Source organism: Caballeronia udeis (assembly GCF_044909315.1).
Lineage (GTDB): Bacteria > Pseudomonadota > Gammaproteobacteria > Burkholderiales > Burkholderiaceae > Caballeronia > Caballeronia udeis_A.
Map to the genome: position 1 here is coordinate 197,744 of NZ_JBIYEB010000008.1, position 15,668 is coordinate 213,411.

General features: G+C 60.4%; 12 protein-coding genes. 7 read left to right on the top strand and 5 right to left on the bottom strand.

The features are described 5' to 3' along the window. Positions 1–49 precede the first annotated feature (49 nt). From ehuC to ehuA, 3 genes are read left to right on the top strand one after another with little or no spacing between them, the layout of a single operon-like run. On the top strand, positions 50–718 hold the full coding sequence (ehuC, locus tag ABH944_RS15680) for an ectoine/hydroxyectoine ABC transporter permease subunit EhuC (RefSeq protein ID WP_097271409.1): 669 nt from the start codon (positions 50–52) through the stop codon (positions 716–718). Next, positions 715–1,374 carry an ectoine/hydroxyectoine ABC transporter permease subunit EhuD gene (gene ehuD / locus ABH944_RS15685; RefSeq protein WP_404607479.1) on the top strand — a complete coding sequence of 220 codons (660 nt, stop codon included), beginning with the start codon at positions 715–717 and terminating at the stop codon, positions 1,372–1,374. The genes ehuC and ehuD overlap by 4 nt, the downstream gene beginning before the upstream one ends. Positions 1,375–1,432: 58 nt before the next feature. Then, positions 1,433–2,257 carry an ectoine/hydroxyectoine ABC transporter ATP-binding protein EhuA gene (gene ehuA, locus ABH944_RS15690; protein ID WP_404607478.1) on the top strand — a complete coding sequence of 275 codons (825 nt, stop codon included), beginning with the start codon at positions 1,433–1,435 and terminating at the stop codon, positions 2,255–2,257. Positions 2,258–2,337: 80 nt separating this feature from the next. On the opposite strand, the gene ABH944_RS15695 is transcribed toward ehuA, so the two are convergent. The 5 genes from ABH944_RS15695 to ABH944_RS15715 form a co-directional block, all read right to left on the bottom strand. Continuing rightward, the gene (locus ABH944_RS15695) at positions 2,338–3,111 is read right to left on the bottom strand and encodes a YkgJ family cysteine cluster protein (RefSeq protein ID WP_404607477.1); all 774 of its coding nucleotides are present in this window, start codon (positions 3,109–3,111) and stop codon (positions 2,338–2,340) included. Between the two features lie 348 nt (positions 3,112–3,459). After that, positions 3,460–4,980, bottom strand: a complete 1,521-nt coding sequence (locus tag ABH944_RS15700) for an efflux transporter outer membrane subunit (RefSeq protein ID WP_404607475.1) — start codon at positions 4,978–4,980, stop codon at positions 3,460–3,462. Between the two features lie 21 nt (positions 4,981–5,001). Then, the gene (locus tag ABH944_RS15705; protein ID WP_404607473.1) at positions 5,002–8,196 is read right to left on the bottom strand and encodes an efflux RND transporter permease subunit; all 3,195 of its coding nucleotides are present in this window, start codon (positions 8,194–8,196) and stop codon (positions 5,002–5,004) included. A 76-nt stretch (positions 8,197–8,272) separates the two neighbouring features. After that, positions 8,273–9,457, bottom strand: a complete 1,185-nt coding sequence (locus tag ABH944_RS15710; protein ID WP_404607471.1) for an efflux RND transporter periplasmic adaptor subunit — start codon at positions 9,455–9,457, stop codon at positions 8,273–8,275. A 50-nt stretch (positions 9,458–9,507) separates the two neighbouring features. Further along, positions 9,508–10,323, bottom strand: a complete 816-nt coding sequence (locus ABH944_RS15715) for an alpha/beta hydrolase (protein WP_404607469.1) — start codon at positions 10,321–10,323, stop codon at positions 9,508–9,510. 195 nt (positions 10,324–10,518) lie between these two features. On the opposite strand from ABH944_RS15715, the gene ABH944_RS15720 reads away from it, so the two are divergent. The 4 genes from ABH944_RS15720 to ald all read left to right on the top strand — a co-directional run bounded on the left by ABH944_RS15720 (position 10,519) and on the right by ald (position 15,592). Then, on the top strand, positions 10,519–11,529 hold the full coding sequence (locus tag ABH944_RS15720; RefSeq protein WP_404607468.1) for a LysR family transcriptional regulator: 1,011 nt from the start codon (positions 10,519–10,521) through the stop codon (positions 11,527–11,529). Positions 11,530–11,860: 331 nt separating this feature from the next. Then, positions 11,861–12,976 carry a porin gene (locus ABH944_RS15725; RefSeq protein WP_404607466.1) on the top strand — a complete coding sequence of 372 codons (1,116 nt, stop codon included), beginning with the start codon at positions 11,861–11,863 and terminating at the stop codon, positions 12,974–12,976. 223 nt (positions 12,977–13,199) lie between these two features. Further along, complete coding sequence (locus ABH944_RS15730; protein WP_404607465.1) at positions 13,200–14,000, top strand: hypothetical protein; 801 nt, start codon at positions 13,200–13,202, stop codon at positions 13,998–14,000. 476 nt (positions 14,001–14,476) lie between these two features. Continuing rightward, positions 14,477–15,592, top strand: a complete 1,116-nt coding sequence (gene ald / locus ABH944_RS15735; RefSeq protein WP_404607464.1) for an alanine dehydrogenase — start codon at positions 14,477–14,479, stop codon at positions 15,590–15,592. The last annotated feature ends 76 nt before the right edge of the window (positions 15,593–15,668 follow it).

Genomic DNA, 15,668 nt, shown 5'->3' on the forward strand with positions numbered 1-15,668 from the left:
CCGGCACGTGCCGGCCCGCACCGCCGCCAGCATTTAAGCGAGGAACGCCATGGGCGACCTGCATGAACTCCTGCCCCTCCTGATGAAGGGCACGCTCGTCACCGTCGAGATTGCCGTGGCCGGCATCTTGCTGGCAATCGTGATGGCCGGTGTGGCGACTGTCCTGCGCACATCGGCGTGGCGAGTCTTGCGCTGGATCGGCAACGTGTACGTGGAAGTATTTCGCGGTACCTCGCTACTGGTGCAGTTATTCTGGTTTTTCTTCGTGCTGCCCCTGCCGCCGTTCAATCTCGAACTGACTCCGTTCACCGTTGCCATCGTCGGGCTGGGGTTGCATTACGGCGCCTACGGCTCCGAGATCCTTCGCGGTGCGTTGCGTTCGGTTCCAGGCGGCCAATATGAAGCGGCGCTGGCGTTGAATATGCCCGCGTCGGTCAGGATGCGGCGCATTGTGCTGCCGCAAGCCATGATCAACGCGCTGCCACCCGCCACGAACCTGATGATCGAGTTGTTGAAGGGGACTTCGCTGGTTTCGTTGATCACACTCTCCGACCTGACCTTTCGCGCGCGCCAGCTCGACGAAGCAACCTTCAAGACCGCCGAGATCTTTGCGCTGACGCTGGTGATCTATTTCGTCATGGCGCAGATTGTTGTAACCGTCATGCGTCATTTCGAACGCCGCGTCAGTCACGGTATCGCGCAGAGGATAGCGAAATGAATTCCTTCTTCGACGTCAAGTACGCGGTGCACATCCTGCCTGAATTGCTGCGCGCGTCCATGTACACGATCGGCATCACGCTGGGCGGCTTTGCGATTGCTTTGGTGCTGGGACTCGTACTCGCCATCCTGCGCCGCAGCGCCATCACGCCGCTCGCTCGGGCGACGGGGTTTTTTGTCGAGTTCATTCGCAGTACACCTCTGCTGATCCAGGTCTATGTGCTGTTCTATGTGGCCCCGCTCTACGGTCTCACGATGTCCGCACTGACCGCGGGCACGATCGGCATTGCGGTCCATTACGCGTGCTACGTGTCCGAGGTTTATCGGGCCGGATTGAATGGCGTGGCGCGTGGACAATGGGAAGCAGCCTGCGCATTGTCGCTGTCGCCGTGGCGCACGTATAGCGGCGTCATTCTTCCGCAGGCCATTCGCCCTGTCATTCCGGCGCTCGGGAATTATCTGGTCGCCATGTTCAAGGACACGCCCGTGCTGTCCGCCATCACGGTGGTCGAGCTGATGCAGCAGGCGAAGAACATCGGCTCGGAAACGTTCCGCTATCTCGAACCGATCACCATGACCGGCCTGTTCTTTTTATTGATCAGCGTGACGTTCGCCTCGGGTGTGCGTCATCTCGAACATCGCGTGAGATTGCCATGACGCGTGTTCTATCCGAACGACCGGCAGGGACATGCTGATGGAACTCCAGGAGAAGCAGATGAAACGGGATCCAGACCCCGCACTTGGCGCAGACGCCGTTGCGCCCAACAACCAGCCAATGGTGCGCTTTGCAGGCGTCACGAAACGATACGGCTCACTCACCGTGCTCGACGCGCTTGATCTGGAAGTCGCCCGCAACGAGAAGGTCGCGATCATCGGACCCAGCGGATCAGGCAAATCCACGCTGCTGCGCGTGCTGATGACACTTGATCCTCTAAGCGACGGTCTGATTGAAGTGGAAGGCGAGCCGCTCACGCACATGCGCCGCAATGGCGTGCTGGTGCCCGCATCGGACCGGCATGTGCGTGAAGTGCGCCGCAAGATCGGCATGGTGTTCCAGAGCTTCAACCTGTTCCCGCATATGACGGCGCTGCAAAATACGATTGAAGCGCCGCTACGGGTGCTCGGCATGTCGAAGCGCGATGCGAATGAGCGAGGCCGCGAGCTGCTGTCCATGGTCGGGCTTGACGACAAGTGCAATCACTATCCCTCGCAGTTGTCGGGTGGGCAGCAGCAGCGCGTAGCCATTGCGCGAGCGTTGGCAATGCGGCCTAAAGTGATGCTGTTCGACGAAGTGACCTCGGCGCTCGATCCCGAGTTATGCGGCGAAGTGCTGAACGTGATCCGGAAGCTCGGCCACGAGCACGACCTGACCATGCTGATGGTGACTCACCAGATGGGATTCGCCAAGGAATTTGCGGACCGAGTGTGCTTCTTTTCGCAGGGCAAGATCATTGAGCAGGCGCCGCCGCAGCAGTTCTTCGGCGCACCGCAACACGAGCGCACGCAGCAGTTCCTGCGTGCCGTCCGGGAAGCGACTTAGACTTGGACTTGGCTTTGGACTTTAGCCTGCGTATGAACCAGGACCCATCCTGATCGATCGGTCCGGGCATTGATCGAGGATCAAGGCGACGCGGGAAAGAAGCCGAGGTAATCGAACGCCGGCGCGTCCGTCTTCACATAATGGACCCCTGCCGCGCCTATGGACGTAAGCGTGTCCACCGTTTCGCGACGGTTCGACACGACCTTCCACTGCAGTCCATCCTCGCTCGCATCACCGCTGTCGCGAGCGCGTTTCAACGCGGCAATAGTCAGGGCGCCGGGCGGAGAGTAGACCACCAAACCCTCGTTAGCCAGCGCCGCCGCATCTATGCCCAGATCCAGGCAGGCGCGCGCTTTGGTCAGCGCGTCGCTAACGTCTGCCGCCCGCGATTTGGCGATCAGCTCGTACGTCGTGGCATCAACCACGCGTAGCCCGCTCATCAGAAGCGGCTTGTCCGGCGTCCATGCTTCCGGCGGACATTCCTTCTGCTCAGGTTTCAGCTCGATGAACGGGTTGATCTCCGCAGGATAGATGCGGCAGACAGTCGGGCGTTGCTCATACACGGCGCAACTCATGTTCGCTTGCAGGTTCGGACACGGACCGTCGAACGATGCCGCCAGGACCACGACGACCCGCACGGGCAATTCGCCGCTAGAAGCAGCGAACGACCGGCGCCGCTTATGCTGTGCCTGCAGGTTGTCGGCTGGCGGCTCATCGGGCCAGGGAACGGCTTCACAGAGAAACTGGACATCGCCGCCGCGCTCGAGCCATGCGAGCGCTTCGTCGACGCTCAAAGGCAGCTTGAGGTTCTGGCAGCACTTGCCGCACATCGTGCATTCAAAATTAATATCCATCTGTGGACGCTTCTCCTCGAAAGGCATCTGTAATCGTCGTCAAGCGGTGTCGCGGTGCCGGATGATAAAGGGCGACCTGTATGCTAGTTCGGCGACTTCAGGCAATGGGTTACATGCCCCCGGGTCCTTGCGCGAATCTTCTGCGACTGCAAAACGGATGATCGTTCGCGCGCCTCTATCGGTTGTTGCCGGCCTCGTGCGTCAAGCGAGACTCCGCCCGTGCAGATTCTATTCTCTTTAGCGGCGCAAGAAATACTCAGGCGGGCGGACGGTGGTTCCCGTCCGCCTTGGGCGATGATCAATCGCCACGCTTAAGCACTCGCCTTGGCGCAGACTTAGTGTCATCAATCAGCGCTGCGCGATGCTCGATCCGGACGAGCTTGCGGTTGCAGAATCGACCGGCCCCACTCCCCAGCCGCCGCCCAATGCCCGGATCAGGTTAACCGTGGCGACTGCCTGCACACCCGACAACTGCACTGCGGCTCGCTGCGTCTGAAGCGCGGTGCGTTCTGCATCAATCACGTCGAGATAGTTGACGGCGCCTTCCGTGTACTGCGTCCTGGAAATCGTGGCAGCACGATTGGACGCGCTGACGGCCTCTGCTTCCGTGCGTGTCTGCGTCTCCAGGATGCGCAGGTCCGACAGGTTGTCCTCGACCTCCTGGAACGCAACCAGCACCTGCTGCCGGTAGTTCGCCGCGTCCTCCTCGAACACAGCGCGAGCGTTAGCGAGGTTGCCCTTGCGCCGCCCTCCATCGAAGAGAGGCACGGTGAGCGCGGTCCCGGCGAGCGGTCCAAGCAGGAAAGCGCGGCTTGACCATTTGAAGAGATCGCCTAGCGTGGCGGATTCAACGCCTGCCGAGCCCGTGAGCGACAGGGACGGGAAGTAGGCGGACTTGGCCACGCCAATCCGCGCATTGGCCGCGGCCATCGCGCGTTCAGCAGCCGCAATGTCCGGCCGGCGTTCCAGCAGTGAAGACGGCAAGCCGGGAGGAATGCGGATCTGCACCGGCACAAGCGGGTTTGCCGCCATGGAGAACTGTGCCGGCGCCTTTCCCAGCAGAACCGCAAGGCTGTGCTCGGAGGACGCACGCAGCCGCTGCGCCGTCATTGCGTCGGAGCGGGCGGTGGCGAGTTCGGACTGCGCCCGGGCCACGTCGAGTTCGCTGATGTCCCCTTCGTTGAAACGATGCTGCGCGAGTTCAAGCGCTTGTTCACGGAGGGCAACGGTTCGCGTATAAACCTCAAGCTCCGAATCCAGTTCACGCAAGTTGAAATAATTCTGCGCCACGTCCGCTTGCAAAGCCAACTGCACTGAACGAAGCAATGCCTCGCTTTGCTCGGCATCCGCACCGGCAGCCTTCACTGAATCGGACACCCGCCCGAATAGATCTGCCTCATAGGAAGCCGTGGCCTGTGCACGCCATAACGTCTGCGACGGCACGTTGACGCCATCAGGTTCAAGCAGCGACGCGGGAGTCACCTTTTCGCGCGTTGGCCCGAAACCCGCGTCTATCGAGGGAAACAAGCCGGAGCGGGCCGACTGCTGAATCGCTCGCGATTCCTTCACGCGCGCCACCGCCGCTTTCAGGTTCTGGTTGGCGTCCAGTGCTTGTTGCTCGAGATCGTTCAGCGTGGCGTCATCGAAAATCATCCACCATTGGCCGCGAGCAATATGATCCGACGGTTGCGCGGTTTTCCACGTGCCCTCGTCCGCAGCGCTCGATTGAAGCGGCGTTTCCTTGAACGCGGCCGGAGCGTTCACGTCGGGCTTTTCATACACCGGGGCAAGCGAGCACCCCGCCAGCACCAGCAGCAATGCCGGCAGTCCCCAACCCCGCTTGCTCAAGCATGTATTTGTCATGTTCATTGAATGTCCCTTGAATGTCCGCTAAGCCTCGACCGATGCGTCAATACCGCGCATGTGCGGATGCAAGCCATGCCTGTCCACTACATGTTCGTTGCCCGCGAGCTTGCGCAGCACCACATAGAACACCGGAGTAAGCAGCAGCCCGAAGAGCGTCACGCCGAGCATGCCGAAGAACACGGCAATGCCCATGGCTTTGCGCATTTCCGACCCCGCGCCTGACGACATCACCAGCGGCACCACGCCCATGATGAAAGCGATGGACGTCATCAGGATAGGACGCAGGCGCAGGCGGCTTGCCTCAATTGCCGCTTCGACAATGGAGCGTCCCTGCATCTCCAGCTCGCGTGCAAACTCCACAATGAGAATCGCGTTCTTGGCGGACAGTCCGACCAGCACCATGAGGCCAATCTGCGTAAAGATGTTGTTGTCGCCGTGAGTCAGCCACACACCCAGCAGCGCGGAGAAAATACTCATGGGCACGATCAGGATCACCGCCAACGGCAAGGTCAGGCTTTCGTATAAAGCAGCCAGTACCAGGTACACGAGCAGCACGCTGATCGGGAATACAACAAGCGCCGCGTTGCCCGCCAATTCCTGCTGGTAGGTGAGATCGGTCCATTCGAACTTGAAGCCCCGTGGCAGCGTCTCGGCTGCGATACGCGCGACAGCCGCCTGTGCCTGACCGGACGAATAACCGGGTGCGGGGCCACCGTTGATATCGGCTGCGGTGTAGCCGTTGTAGCGCACGACCATCTCTGGCCCGAACGTCGGCGTCACCTTGACGAGCGACGACAAAGGCACCATTTCGCCGCTGGCGTTGCGGGTCTTGAGCAGACCAATCGCGTCGGTGTTTGAACGGAACGGCGCATCTGCCTGCACGCGCACCTGGTACACCCGGCCGAACTTGTTGAAGTCGTTCACATAGAACGAGCCGAGATAGACCTGCATGGTGTTGAACACATCCGTGACCGACACCCCCAGTTGTTTCGCCTTGACCCGGTCCAGATCCACATTCAGTTGCGGCACGTTGATCTGATAGCTGGAGAACGAAGGTCCCAGTTCCGGCGTCTGCGCCGCGCGTTTGATGAACGCCTGCGTCGCATCGTTCAATGCCGAATAGCCCAATGCCTGGTGATCCTCGATCTGCAGTTTGAAGCCGCCCAAGGTTCCCAGCCCCAGGACCGGCGGCGGTGGAAATACCGCTATAAATGCGCCCTTGATCGTGGAAAACCGCTTGTTGAGTTCGGCTGCCACACCGCCGGCAGTGATCGAACCTGATTTACGCTCATCGAACGGCGTCAACCCGAAAAACACGACGGCCGCGCTGGACGAGTTGGTGAAGCCGTTGATCGACAGACCGGGAAACTGCACGGCGGAAATTGCGCCCGGGACGTTCTTGCTGATCTCGCCCATCTGGCGGACAACGTCCTCCGTACGATCGAGCGAAGCGCCGTTGGGCAACTGGACAATGCCAATGAGATATTGCTTGTCCTGCGCCGGCACGAAACCACCGGGGACAATTTTCTCCATCAGCACCGCGCCGCCCAGCAGGACCAGATAGATACCCAGGATCACCGCCTTGCGATTGACGAAGGTCGCCACGCCCTTGCTGTAGTTTTCAGCGCCGCGATGAAACACCTTGTTGAAGAGCCTGAAGAACCCGCCGAACACGCGATCCATGATGCGCGTCAGCCAGTCCTTCGGTTGATCGTGTCCCTTCAGGAGCAGTGCTGCCAGCGCCGGCGACAAGGTCAGCGAGTTGAACGCGGAGATCACCGTGGAGATGGCGATGGTCATCGCAAACTGCTTGTAGAACTGCCCTGTCAGACCCGACATGAACGCGAGCGGCACGAACACGGCGACCAGGGTCAGCGCGATCGCAATGATCGGTCCGCTCACCTCCTGCATGGCCTGATAGGTCGCATCCCGCGCTGAAAGTCCGGACGAGATGTTTCGCTCGACGTTCTCGACCACCACGATCGCGTCGTCCACCACAATGCCGATCGCCAGCACCATGCCGAACAGCGACAGCGCATTGATGGAAAATCCGAACGCCAGCAGCAGTGAAAATGTCCCGATGATCGACACCGGCACCGCAAGCAACGGAATGATCGATGCACGCCATGTCTGCAGGAACACGATCACCACCAGCACGACCAGCGCAACGGCTTCGATCAGCGTATGAATCACCGCGTCAATACTGGAGCGCACGAACTGCGTGGGGTCATAGACGATCGAGTATTCAACGCCCGGCGGCATGTCGACTTGCATCTCCTTCATTGCCTGCCGGACCTGATCCGATATCTGCAGTGAATTCGCGCCGGGCTGTTGAAAGATCGTCAGGGCCACCGCGGACTTGTTGTCAAGCAGCGAACGCCGCGCATAGTCGGACGCAGCCAGCTCCACACGCGCTACATCGCGCAAATGCGTGACAGCGCCATCAGGCGAAGTCTTCAGCACGATGTCCTGGAACTGCGCTTCGGTCTGCAAGCGTCCTTGCGTATTGATGTTCAATTGCAACGGCACATTCGCCGTGGTCGGCGACGACCCGATTACGCCCGCCGCCACCTGGATGTTCTGCTCGCGGATCGCGTTGACTATGTCAGTGGCCGTCATGCCCCGCTCGGCGACCTTCTGCGGATCGAGCCACACACGCATCGAATAATCGCCTGAGCCCCACAAGTCGACCTGCCCCACGCCCTGGATCCGTTCGAGCCGGTCCTTCACGTTGATCAACGCATAATTGCGCAAATATGTGGAGTCGTAGCGGCCGCCGGGCGAAATCAGGTGAACGACCATGGTCAGCGTCGGCGACGACTTGATGGTCGTCACGCCGAGCCGCTGCACGTCGTCGGGAAGACGCGGCAGCGCTTGCGAGACGCGATTCTGCACAAGCTGCTGCGCCTTGTCCGGGTCCATGCCCAGCTTGAACGTAACGGTCAATGTCAGCTTGCCGTCGCTGTTGGCTTGCGACTGCATGTACAGCATGTTCTCGACGCCGTTGATCTGCTCCTCAAGCGGCGACGCGACCGTTTCGGCAATGACCTTCGGATTGGCGCCCGGATACTGGGCGTTCACGATCACCGAAGGCGGCACGACTTCCGGATACTCGGAGATCGGCAGGTTGAACATGGCGATCACCCCGGCCAGCAGAATGATCGTCGACAACACGCCCGCAAAAATAGGGCGGTCGATAAAAAACCTGGAGATGTTCATGATGGTTTGTTTGTCTGCATGAGAGGCTGCATGAGCGTTCGGGTGGCACTGGCGGCGCTACCTGGAAGCACACGCTCTATGAAGCGTCCTTGACCGCTGTGGAAGTACCGGACATGACCACCGCGTTCGGCTTGATGACCTCATTCGGACGCACCCGCTGCAAGCCGTTGACGACAATCCGCTCACCGGGCTGAAGGCCCTTGACGATCACGCGCAGGCCATCGTTCTGCGTACCCAGCGTTACCTCGCGGTACTGCGCGCGGTTGTCGTGATCCACGACCATCACGAACTTCTTGTCCTGGTCGGTGCCGATCGCGGCATCGTCGATCAGCACGGCAGGATGCGGAGCGCCGCCGCCCACCTTGATGCGTGCATAGAGACCGGGTAGCAACGCGCCGTCGCCATTGTCGAACCGCGCTCTTACGCGAATCGTTCCCGAGCCGGTATCAAGGCGGTTATCCACCGAGTCGACCTTGCCCTCGCGCGAGTAGCCGTCCTCGTTCGCCAGTCCGAGCGAGACCGGCACGCTTGCCCGCGAGTCGTGGCTTAGATAGCGCAGATACGTTTGCTCGTCGACATCGAACGATGCGTAGATGGGCGAGACCGATACAAGCGTGGTGAGCAGCGGAGCGCTCGAACCCGTTGAGACAATGTTGCCCACGGTCATCTCGGCACGCGAGACGCGGCCCGATACCGGCGCGACAATATTCGTGTAACCCAGATTGATCTTCGCGGTTTCGAGCGCCGCTTGCGCGGCCTTCAAGTTCGCCTGCGCTTCACGCGCGGCGTTTTGCGCCTGATCATAATCACGCTTGGCAATGGCGTTATCCACCAGCAAGCGGTCCGCACGCGCGGCGTCAGTTCCGGTATAGCCGTTGCGCGCCTGGGCCGCAGCCAGTTGCGCCGACGCACGATCCACCTCCGCCACGTAAGGGCGCGGATCGATAGTGAACAGCGGGTCGCCCTTCCTGACCAACGCACCGTCCTTGAAGTGCACCGCGACAATGGTGCCCGGCACAAGCGGCCGGATCTCCACTTTATCGATCGCTTCCAGACGTCCGGAATAGCTCTGATAGTCCGTCACCGACCTGGCGACAACCGCAGCTACATCAACTTCCGTGGGCGGTGCGGCATTGGACGCCGCAACCGCCGAGTTGACCGGCGAATCGCCGTGGCCATGCAATACCGTCAATGCACCTGCCCCGGCCAGGACGAGCGTTGCGCCTAGCGCAGCGTATTTCCGATTACGTGTGATGGACATTTTTTGCTCCGATTAAATCGCTATGAATTTTTATGAATCACCAGGAGAGCTTAGCGTCTGTGCGCTTTGACAGGCAGCCGTTTCTGGAAAAACGCCACGACATCGGCTAACGCCGCCGGATGCGTCCCGAGCTCATGATGAGAAGCGTTGCGATGCCGCGTAACCTCGGTCGGCACCCCGGCGGCAATCAGCTCGCCCGCATACTTTTCGGCTTCAACGTGCAGCAGATTGTGTTGCGCACTGGCGATCAGCGCCGGCGGCAAACCCGCCAGCCGGCGCGACTCGATGGGGGCCGCGTACGGATGCAGCCACTGCGATGCATTGGGCAAATAGGCTCGATAACATTGCGCACATTCATTCGCGCCGAGATCCGGATCGACAATCTCGTCCTCGCTGGCCATCCGCGTCATGCTGGGATCAAGCAGAGGCGCTAGCAGCGCCTGCGCCGCAAAGGCGAACTCACCGCGATCCCGCGCAACCGCTGCAAGACAGGTCGCAAGATTGCCGCCGGCATCGTGACCCGCCACGCCCATGCGCCTCGCATCCGCGCCTTGTGCACGCGCATTGGCCACTGCCCATTGCGTGGCGCGGTAGCCATCTTCAAGCGCGGCGGGAAATGGAAACCGGGGAGACAGCGAGTAACCCACCGACACCACCCACGCTTGCGTATGCCGGGCAATCGTCGCCGCGGCAATCTCCGCGTCGTCCGGCGAGCCGCGGACAAAACCACCGCCGTGGAAATAAATGACGATCGGCAGGAGCGCGCCTTTCGAGGCCGGAAGATAGCTGCGCACCTTGATGAGCTGCGCATGACCCGTGATCGATACGTCTTCGATGCTGAGCGTCGGATCGCTCGTCGATTGCATGTTTTGTGTGACGCGTTTTGCGCCATTCCGCCAAAGTTACGATGGATCGGATTGTGGACTTCAGCGCAATTCTGATAAATGGTTATAATCCAGAACACAATTCGCTCGCTCGGAACAATCGCGTTTCGACCCTGCCCATTTCTGCTTGAACAGCGTGCTGTCGCTTGAGCGGCGAAGCGCTGAAGGTGAGACAACATGGACCGGCTACAGGCAATGCAGGTATTCACGAAGATCGTGGAAATGAACAGTTTTTCCCGTGCGGCAGATGCGTTGAGCCTGCCGCACGCCTCCACCACCACGATCATCAAGAACCTGGAGGCACACCTGCGTGTACGCCTCCTGCAACGCACGACGAGGCGGTTGAACCTGACTCCTGAAGGCGCTGAATACTATGAGCGTTGCGTCCGTATTCTTGCGGAGATCGATGAAACTGAGGACTCCCTGTCAAATTCCGGAAAGGGCCCGCGAGGCAAGCTTCGCATCGACATGCCGGGATCCATCGGCAGGTTGATCGTGATGCCCCGGCTGCTCGAGTTCCGCGAGCGCTTCCCCGACATCGACCTCATGGTCGGCTTTGGAGACAGACCTGTGGACCTGGTGCAGGACGGAGTGGATTGTGCAATTCGTGTTGGTGAGCTGGAGGACTCGAGTCTGGTCGCACGGCGCCTGGGCGAGCTTCAGACGCTGACGGCAGCAAGCCCCGCTTATATCGGGCGTCATGGCGAGCCGGCGAATCTGGACGACCTGCGGCAACACCTGGCGGTACAGTATTTCTCCAACAGGACGGGTCGCATCAAGGACATGAATTTTGTAGTCGACCAGACAACGACCGCGGTCAAGATGCAGGGTGCGCTGGCCGTGAATGACGCCGAAGCCTACGTGATGTGCGGCGTAAAGGGCGCCGGGATTGTTCAGGCGCCCCAGTTCATGCTGCTGCCGCACCTGCGGTCCGGCGAACTGGTTGAAGTGCTGCCGCAGTGGAAACCGCGTCCCATGCCTATCGCCGCGGTCTATCCGCACAATCGTCACCTGGCGCCCAAGGTCCGCGTGTTTGTTGACTGGATCGCGCTGGTCTTCGAAAAATGCCCGTTGATGTCCAGCAACAGGGACATTCAAGGCCGCTGCAGAATTGACGAAACCGGCTATGAGGCGGACTTCTACAACGCGGCTCGCGCGCCTGGCGCACCTGCACAAGCCTACGCGTGATTGCCGGGTCCGCCATGGCTCTGTTCCTGTGTCCTCCGCCAACCGGTCAGGCTTCTTGCCGTCCAACATGCGAGATTGTTCGTATCTCAACAAATAACTATTCTCTTCAAACGCATTTATCTGAAGCGGATGTTTGAATAACTTAATAACTATTTTCTCCGTGGGGGAAAGTACTACCCCTGCCTCCACGGCCAGCCCCGGATTTACCCAAGAAATCCGGGGCTTTTTTACCCGTTGTTAGCTGGATAAAATGCCCAGGACATGACGACGGCTGCGCGATAAAAACGCCGGGTGAAGCGGCGACGCAGTCAAATGAACTATTGGAGGAGACATGAACAAGCTCACAGCCGTTGCGCTGGTGTCGGTGCTGGCTACTGGCGTCACGGCCGCGCGTGCTCAAAGCAGCGTGACCCTGTATGGACGCATAGACGCCGGGGTGGAATATGTGAACGGCGCACCCACGGGACAAAACCCCGTGACCGGCGCATCGACCGGAAGCGCTAGCCGCTTCAGGGCGGAAAGCGGCGATTGGGGAACGAGCCTCTGGGGCATCAAGGGCATGGAAGATCTGGGAGGAGGCAACAAGGCCGTATTCCACCTCGAAGGCGCATTCAACACCATGACTGGTCAAGGCCCTTCAAACAATGGCTTGTTCGACCGGTATGCCACGGTAGGAATTGCTAACGACCGCTTTGGTACGGTGCTGCTCGGCAAGGAGCTTTTCCTCTCGAACGGCGTCTGGGACTTCGATCCGTTTGGTCAAAGCAACTGGTCGTCGGCATCGCTGGTTCGCGGCCGTAACTGGAATCATACGAGCAACAACATCTCGTACCAATCACCGACCATTGCCGGCTTCGACATCAGCGGGCAATACGCACTCTCCAACGCGACCAACTGGAATGGCAACGGCACGACCGGACAAGGCCGCGCTGACGCTATCCAGCTCACCTATACGCAGCCGGTTTTCCAGATCCGCGCGATCTACGACGAATGGCGCGACGCCGCTAACGGAACCCTGGACGATGTCTTCAATTTCTCCCGCGAATACTTTGGCGGCATTAACGTGTTCTTGGGGAAATTCAAGATCCAGGTGGTTTATCAGCAATCTCATTCGACTTCCGGCGTCTTGTCGGGCGGCATCACGACCACCAGCCAGGAATGGGGCGGCGTGACGTGGCAGGCTACGCCGGCGGCTGCGTTGATTGCCGCGGTGTATCACGTCAATGCAAACAATGGCGGTGGCAACGCAACCCTCTATACGATTGGTGGCACGTACAACCTGACCAAGCGCACCTTGCTGGATTTCCAGATTGCGACCGCCCGCAACAGCGCCAATGCGAACTTCGGCCTGAACGCCAATTCCTTTGGCGATACCACCGCCACCGACAACCCGCTCCCCGGCCACAGCCAGTCCGGTGCATACGCCGGGATTCAACACCTCTTCTAGCGATCCGCCAAGCCGATGTGCGCAACCGCTCCCGGTTGCGCACATCGGCTTGATGCGGCAAGTCTTTAGCCGTGTGTTTATCGTGGCGCCGAGCTTAGCGCACGAGCGCAGCAATTTGTCAGCGCGCCAAGCTTCTTAGGCCCTTCAATAAACATCGCCTCCATTCCGGCTAAGCCCAAGACGAATTCGTGTACGATCCGGTTTTAAATCCGCCTGGCTTGCCATGCTCGCGCTAAAGCTGACGCTGGTCCCCTTCTTTCTCCTGGTCGTTTCCATGTCGGGAAAATGGTGGGGTCCCACTATCGCAGGCTGGCTTGCAGGATTGCCCTTTGTTGCCGGGCCTATCCTGTTCCTGCTGGTCCTGGCTCACGGACCGGTTTTCGGAGCGCATGCGGCGACCTTGTCGCTGTCCGCCATACTCGCCTCCGAAGCATTCAACTTCGCCTATGCATGGACCTGCCGGTCACGGTCCTGGCCCATCGCGCTGACGACCGGTCTGGCAAGCTGGCTTGTAGCAGCAATAGCCCTGGCTTCCATGCCGGCATCGCCAGCCTGGGCTATGGCAGCCGCACTGATCGCCGTCGCATTTGGACAAACGTTTCTCCCTCGCAGCAACGCCATTGCCCGCGTTGCACCGCTTGGCCGTAACGATCTCACCGGACGCATGATTGCCGGCGCGGCGCTAACCGTCGCGGTCACCACGCTGTCGTCCGCGCTTGGGCCCAAATGGAGCGGTCTTCTTGCGGTGTTCCCGCTATTGGGGATCGTGCTTTCTGTCTCGTCTCATCGGGCGCATGGCCCGGACTTCGTGGTGTCGCTTTTGCGAGGCATGGTGCTTGGCCGGTTTTCATTCGCCGCGTTCTGCCTATGCCTTATTTTCACGCTTCCCAGACAAGCGGCTTCGCTTGCGTTCGCCGAGGCAGCAATCCTTGCCATGGCAGTGCAATGGACCACCAAGCTCCTTGCACATGCACAACATGCGCGTACGGGCGAGGCGTTGACGGTACCGGCATCGCGAGAGTGACGCCGTGAGCCTGGATCCTTGGGTGGGCTCGCGCCTTGCTTTCAACTAGCAGGAATCCGGTGTCTCAACCATGAATGTCCTGGAGCAAAAACATGGGTTCGACGGCCGCTCAGCAGGATTAGCCGGCAATTCGTAGTGTCGGAAGATTCGACGCCGCCAGCCGCGAACGCCCTTGCGAACGGATCGGCGCGGTCAGGAAACGCCTCGGATGTCTCATGGAAAACCCCGGCTCATTCATCGTCCTGGGACATCGGTTTGCGATCACACTGGGCGGTATCCTGGATCAGCAGTAGCGTCGCGGCAAGACGCAAAAGTATCTTGCATAGGACACCGTCAATGCGGCGGCGGCTGCCCTGGCTTGCAGTAGTACCGCCCTTGGCGGCTGCGGAGACGCCTGGTATCCGCGTGCAAGGGTTCGCCCGGGTGTCCATGGCCGCGGACGCCGGCAACTGGCCTTCTCTGGAGGAGAGTCAATCATGCATGTCGGTCTGCCTAAAGAAATCAAGAACCATGAATATCGGGTCGGGCTGACGCCCGCGGGGGTTCGTGAGCTGGTATCTCACGGGCACGAAGTTGTCGTCCAGACAGCGGCGGGCGCGGAGATCGGTTTATCGGACGATGCCTACAAGGCTGCGGGCGCTACGGTGGTCGACACGGCGCAGGAAGTCTTCGCGGGTGCCGAGATGATCATCAAGGTGAAGGAGCCCCAGCCCGCCGAATGCGCGATGCTGCGCGCGGGACAAATTCTCTACACGTACCTGCATCTGGCGCCTGACCCGGAGCAGACACGCGCACTGGTCGGCTCCAAGGCGGTATGCATTGCTTACGAAACCATCACGGGTCCGGGCGGCGGTTTGCCTCTGCTTGCTCCCATGAGCGAAGTCGCGGGCCGTATGTCGATCCAGGCAGGTGCGGCGCATCTGGAGAAATCGAAGGGAGGGATGGCGTTGCTGCTTGGCGGTGTGCCCGGCGTTGCTCCCGCACATGTAGTGATCATTGGTGCCGGCGTGGTCGGGACCAACGCGTTGCAGATTGCGGTGGGCATGGGTGCGCGCGTGACGATAATCGACAAGAACATCGATCGTCTGCGCGCACTGGACCTGATCTACGGCAACCGCGTCACCACGCTGTGCTCGAACGCGCAGACGATCGAGGATTCGACACACGCCGCCGATCTCCTGATCGGTGGCGTGCTTATTCCGGGTGCCGCCGCGCCGAAGCTCGTGACCCGCGACATGATTTCGCATATGAAGCCGGGCGCGGTTGTTGTCGACGTCGCTATCGATCAGGGTGGTTGCTTCGCGACGTCCCGGCCCACCACGCATACCGATCCCACTTTCGTCGTAGACAACGTCGTGCATTACTGCGTGGCCAACATGCCGGGCGCGGTGGCGCGAACCTCGACCTTCGCTCTCACGAACGCGACGATCGGGCACGCGCTGGCGATTGCGGACAAAGGCTGGCGGCGCGCGCTGTCCCATGATCCGCATCTGCGGGCCGGCTTGAACGTGTGCGAGGGACAGGTCACTTACAAGGCCGTTGCACGCGCCCTGGGTTTTACCTACGTGCCGGCAGAAAGCCTGCTCACCTGAACTTGAATCTGATCCTGAGCGGAAACCATAAAAGCCAATGCCTCGCGTTCAACCGCGAGGCATTGGCTTTTTGCTG

Bases quoted from the DNA above. Each gene is read 5' to 3' on its own strand.
- ABH944_RS15720 (WP_404607468.1), top strand. From the start codon at position 10,519: ATGGACCGGCTACAGGCAATGCAGGTATTCACGAAGATCGTGGAAATG.
- ehuD (WP_404607479.1), top strand. From the start codon at position 715: ATGAATTCCTTCTTCGACGTCAAGTACGCGGTGCACATCCTGCCTGAA.
- ABH944_RS15725 (WP_404607466.1), top strand. From the start codon at position 11,861: ATGAACAAGCTCACAGCCGTTGCGCTGGTGTCGGTGCTGGCTACTGGC.
- ABH944_RS15705 (WP_404607473.1), bottom strand. From the start codon at position 8,196: ATGAACATCTCCAGGTTTTTTATCGACCGCCCTATTTTTGCGGGCGTG.
- ehuC (WP_097271409.1), top strand. From the start codon at position 50: ATGGGCGACCTGCATGAACTCCTGCCCCTCCTGATGAAGGGCACGCTC.
- ehuA (WP_404607478.1), top strand. From the start codon at position 1,433: ATGAAACGGGATCCAGACCCCGCACTTGGCGCAGACGCCGTTGCGCCC.
- ABH944_RS15730 (WP_404607465.1), top strand. From the start codon at position 13,200: ATGCTCGCGCTAAAGCTGACGCTGGTCCCCTTCTTTCTCCTGGTCGTT.
- ABH944_RS15715 (WP_404607469.1), bottom strand. From the start codon at position 10,323: ATGCAATCGACGAGCGATCCGACGCTCAGCATCGAAGACGTATCGATC.
- ald (WP_404607464.1), top strand. From the start codon at position 14,477: ATGCATGTCGGTCTGCCTAAAGAAATCAAGAACCATGAATATCGGGTC.
- ABH944_RS15710 (WP_404607471.1), bottom strand. From the start codon at position 9,457: ATGTCCATCACACGTAATCGGAAATACGCTGCGCTAGGCGCAACGCTC.
- ABH944_RS15700 (WP_404607475.1), bottom strand. From the start codon at position 4,980: ATGAACATGACAAATACATGCTTGAGCAAGCGGGGTTGGGGACTGCCG.
- ABH944_RS15695 (WP_404607477.1), bottom strand. From the start codon at position 3,111: ATGGATATTAATTTTGAATGCACGATGTGCGGCAAGTGCTGCCAGAAC.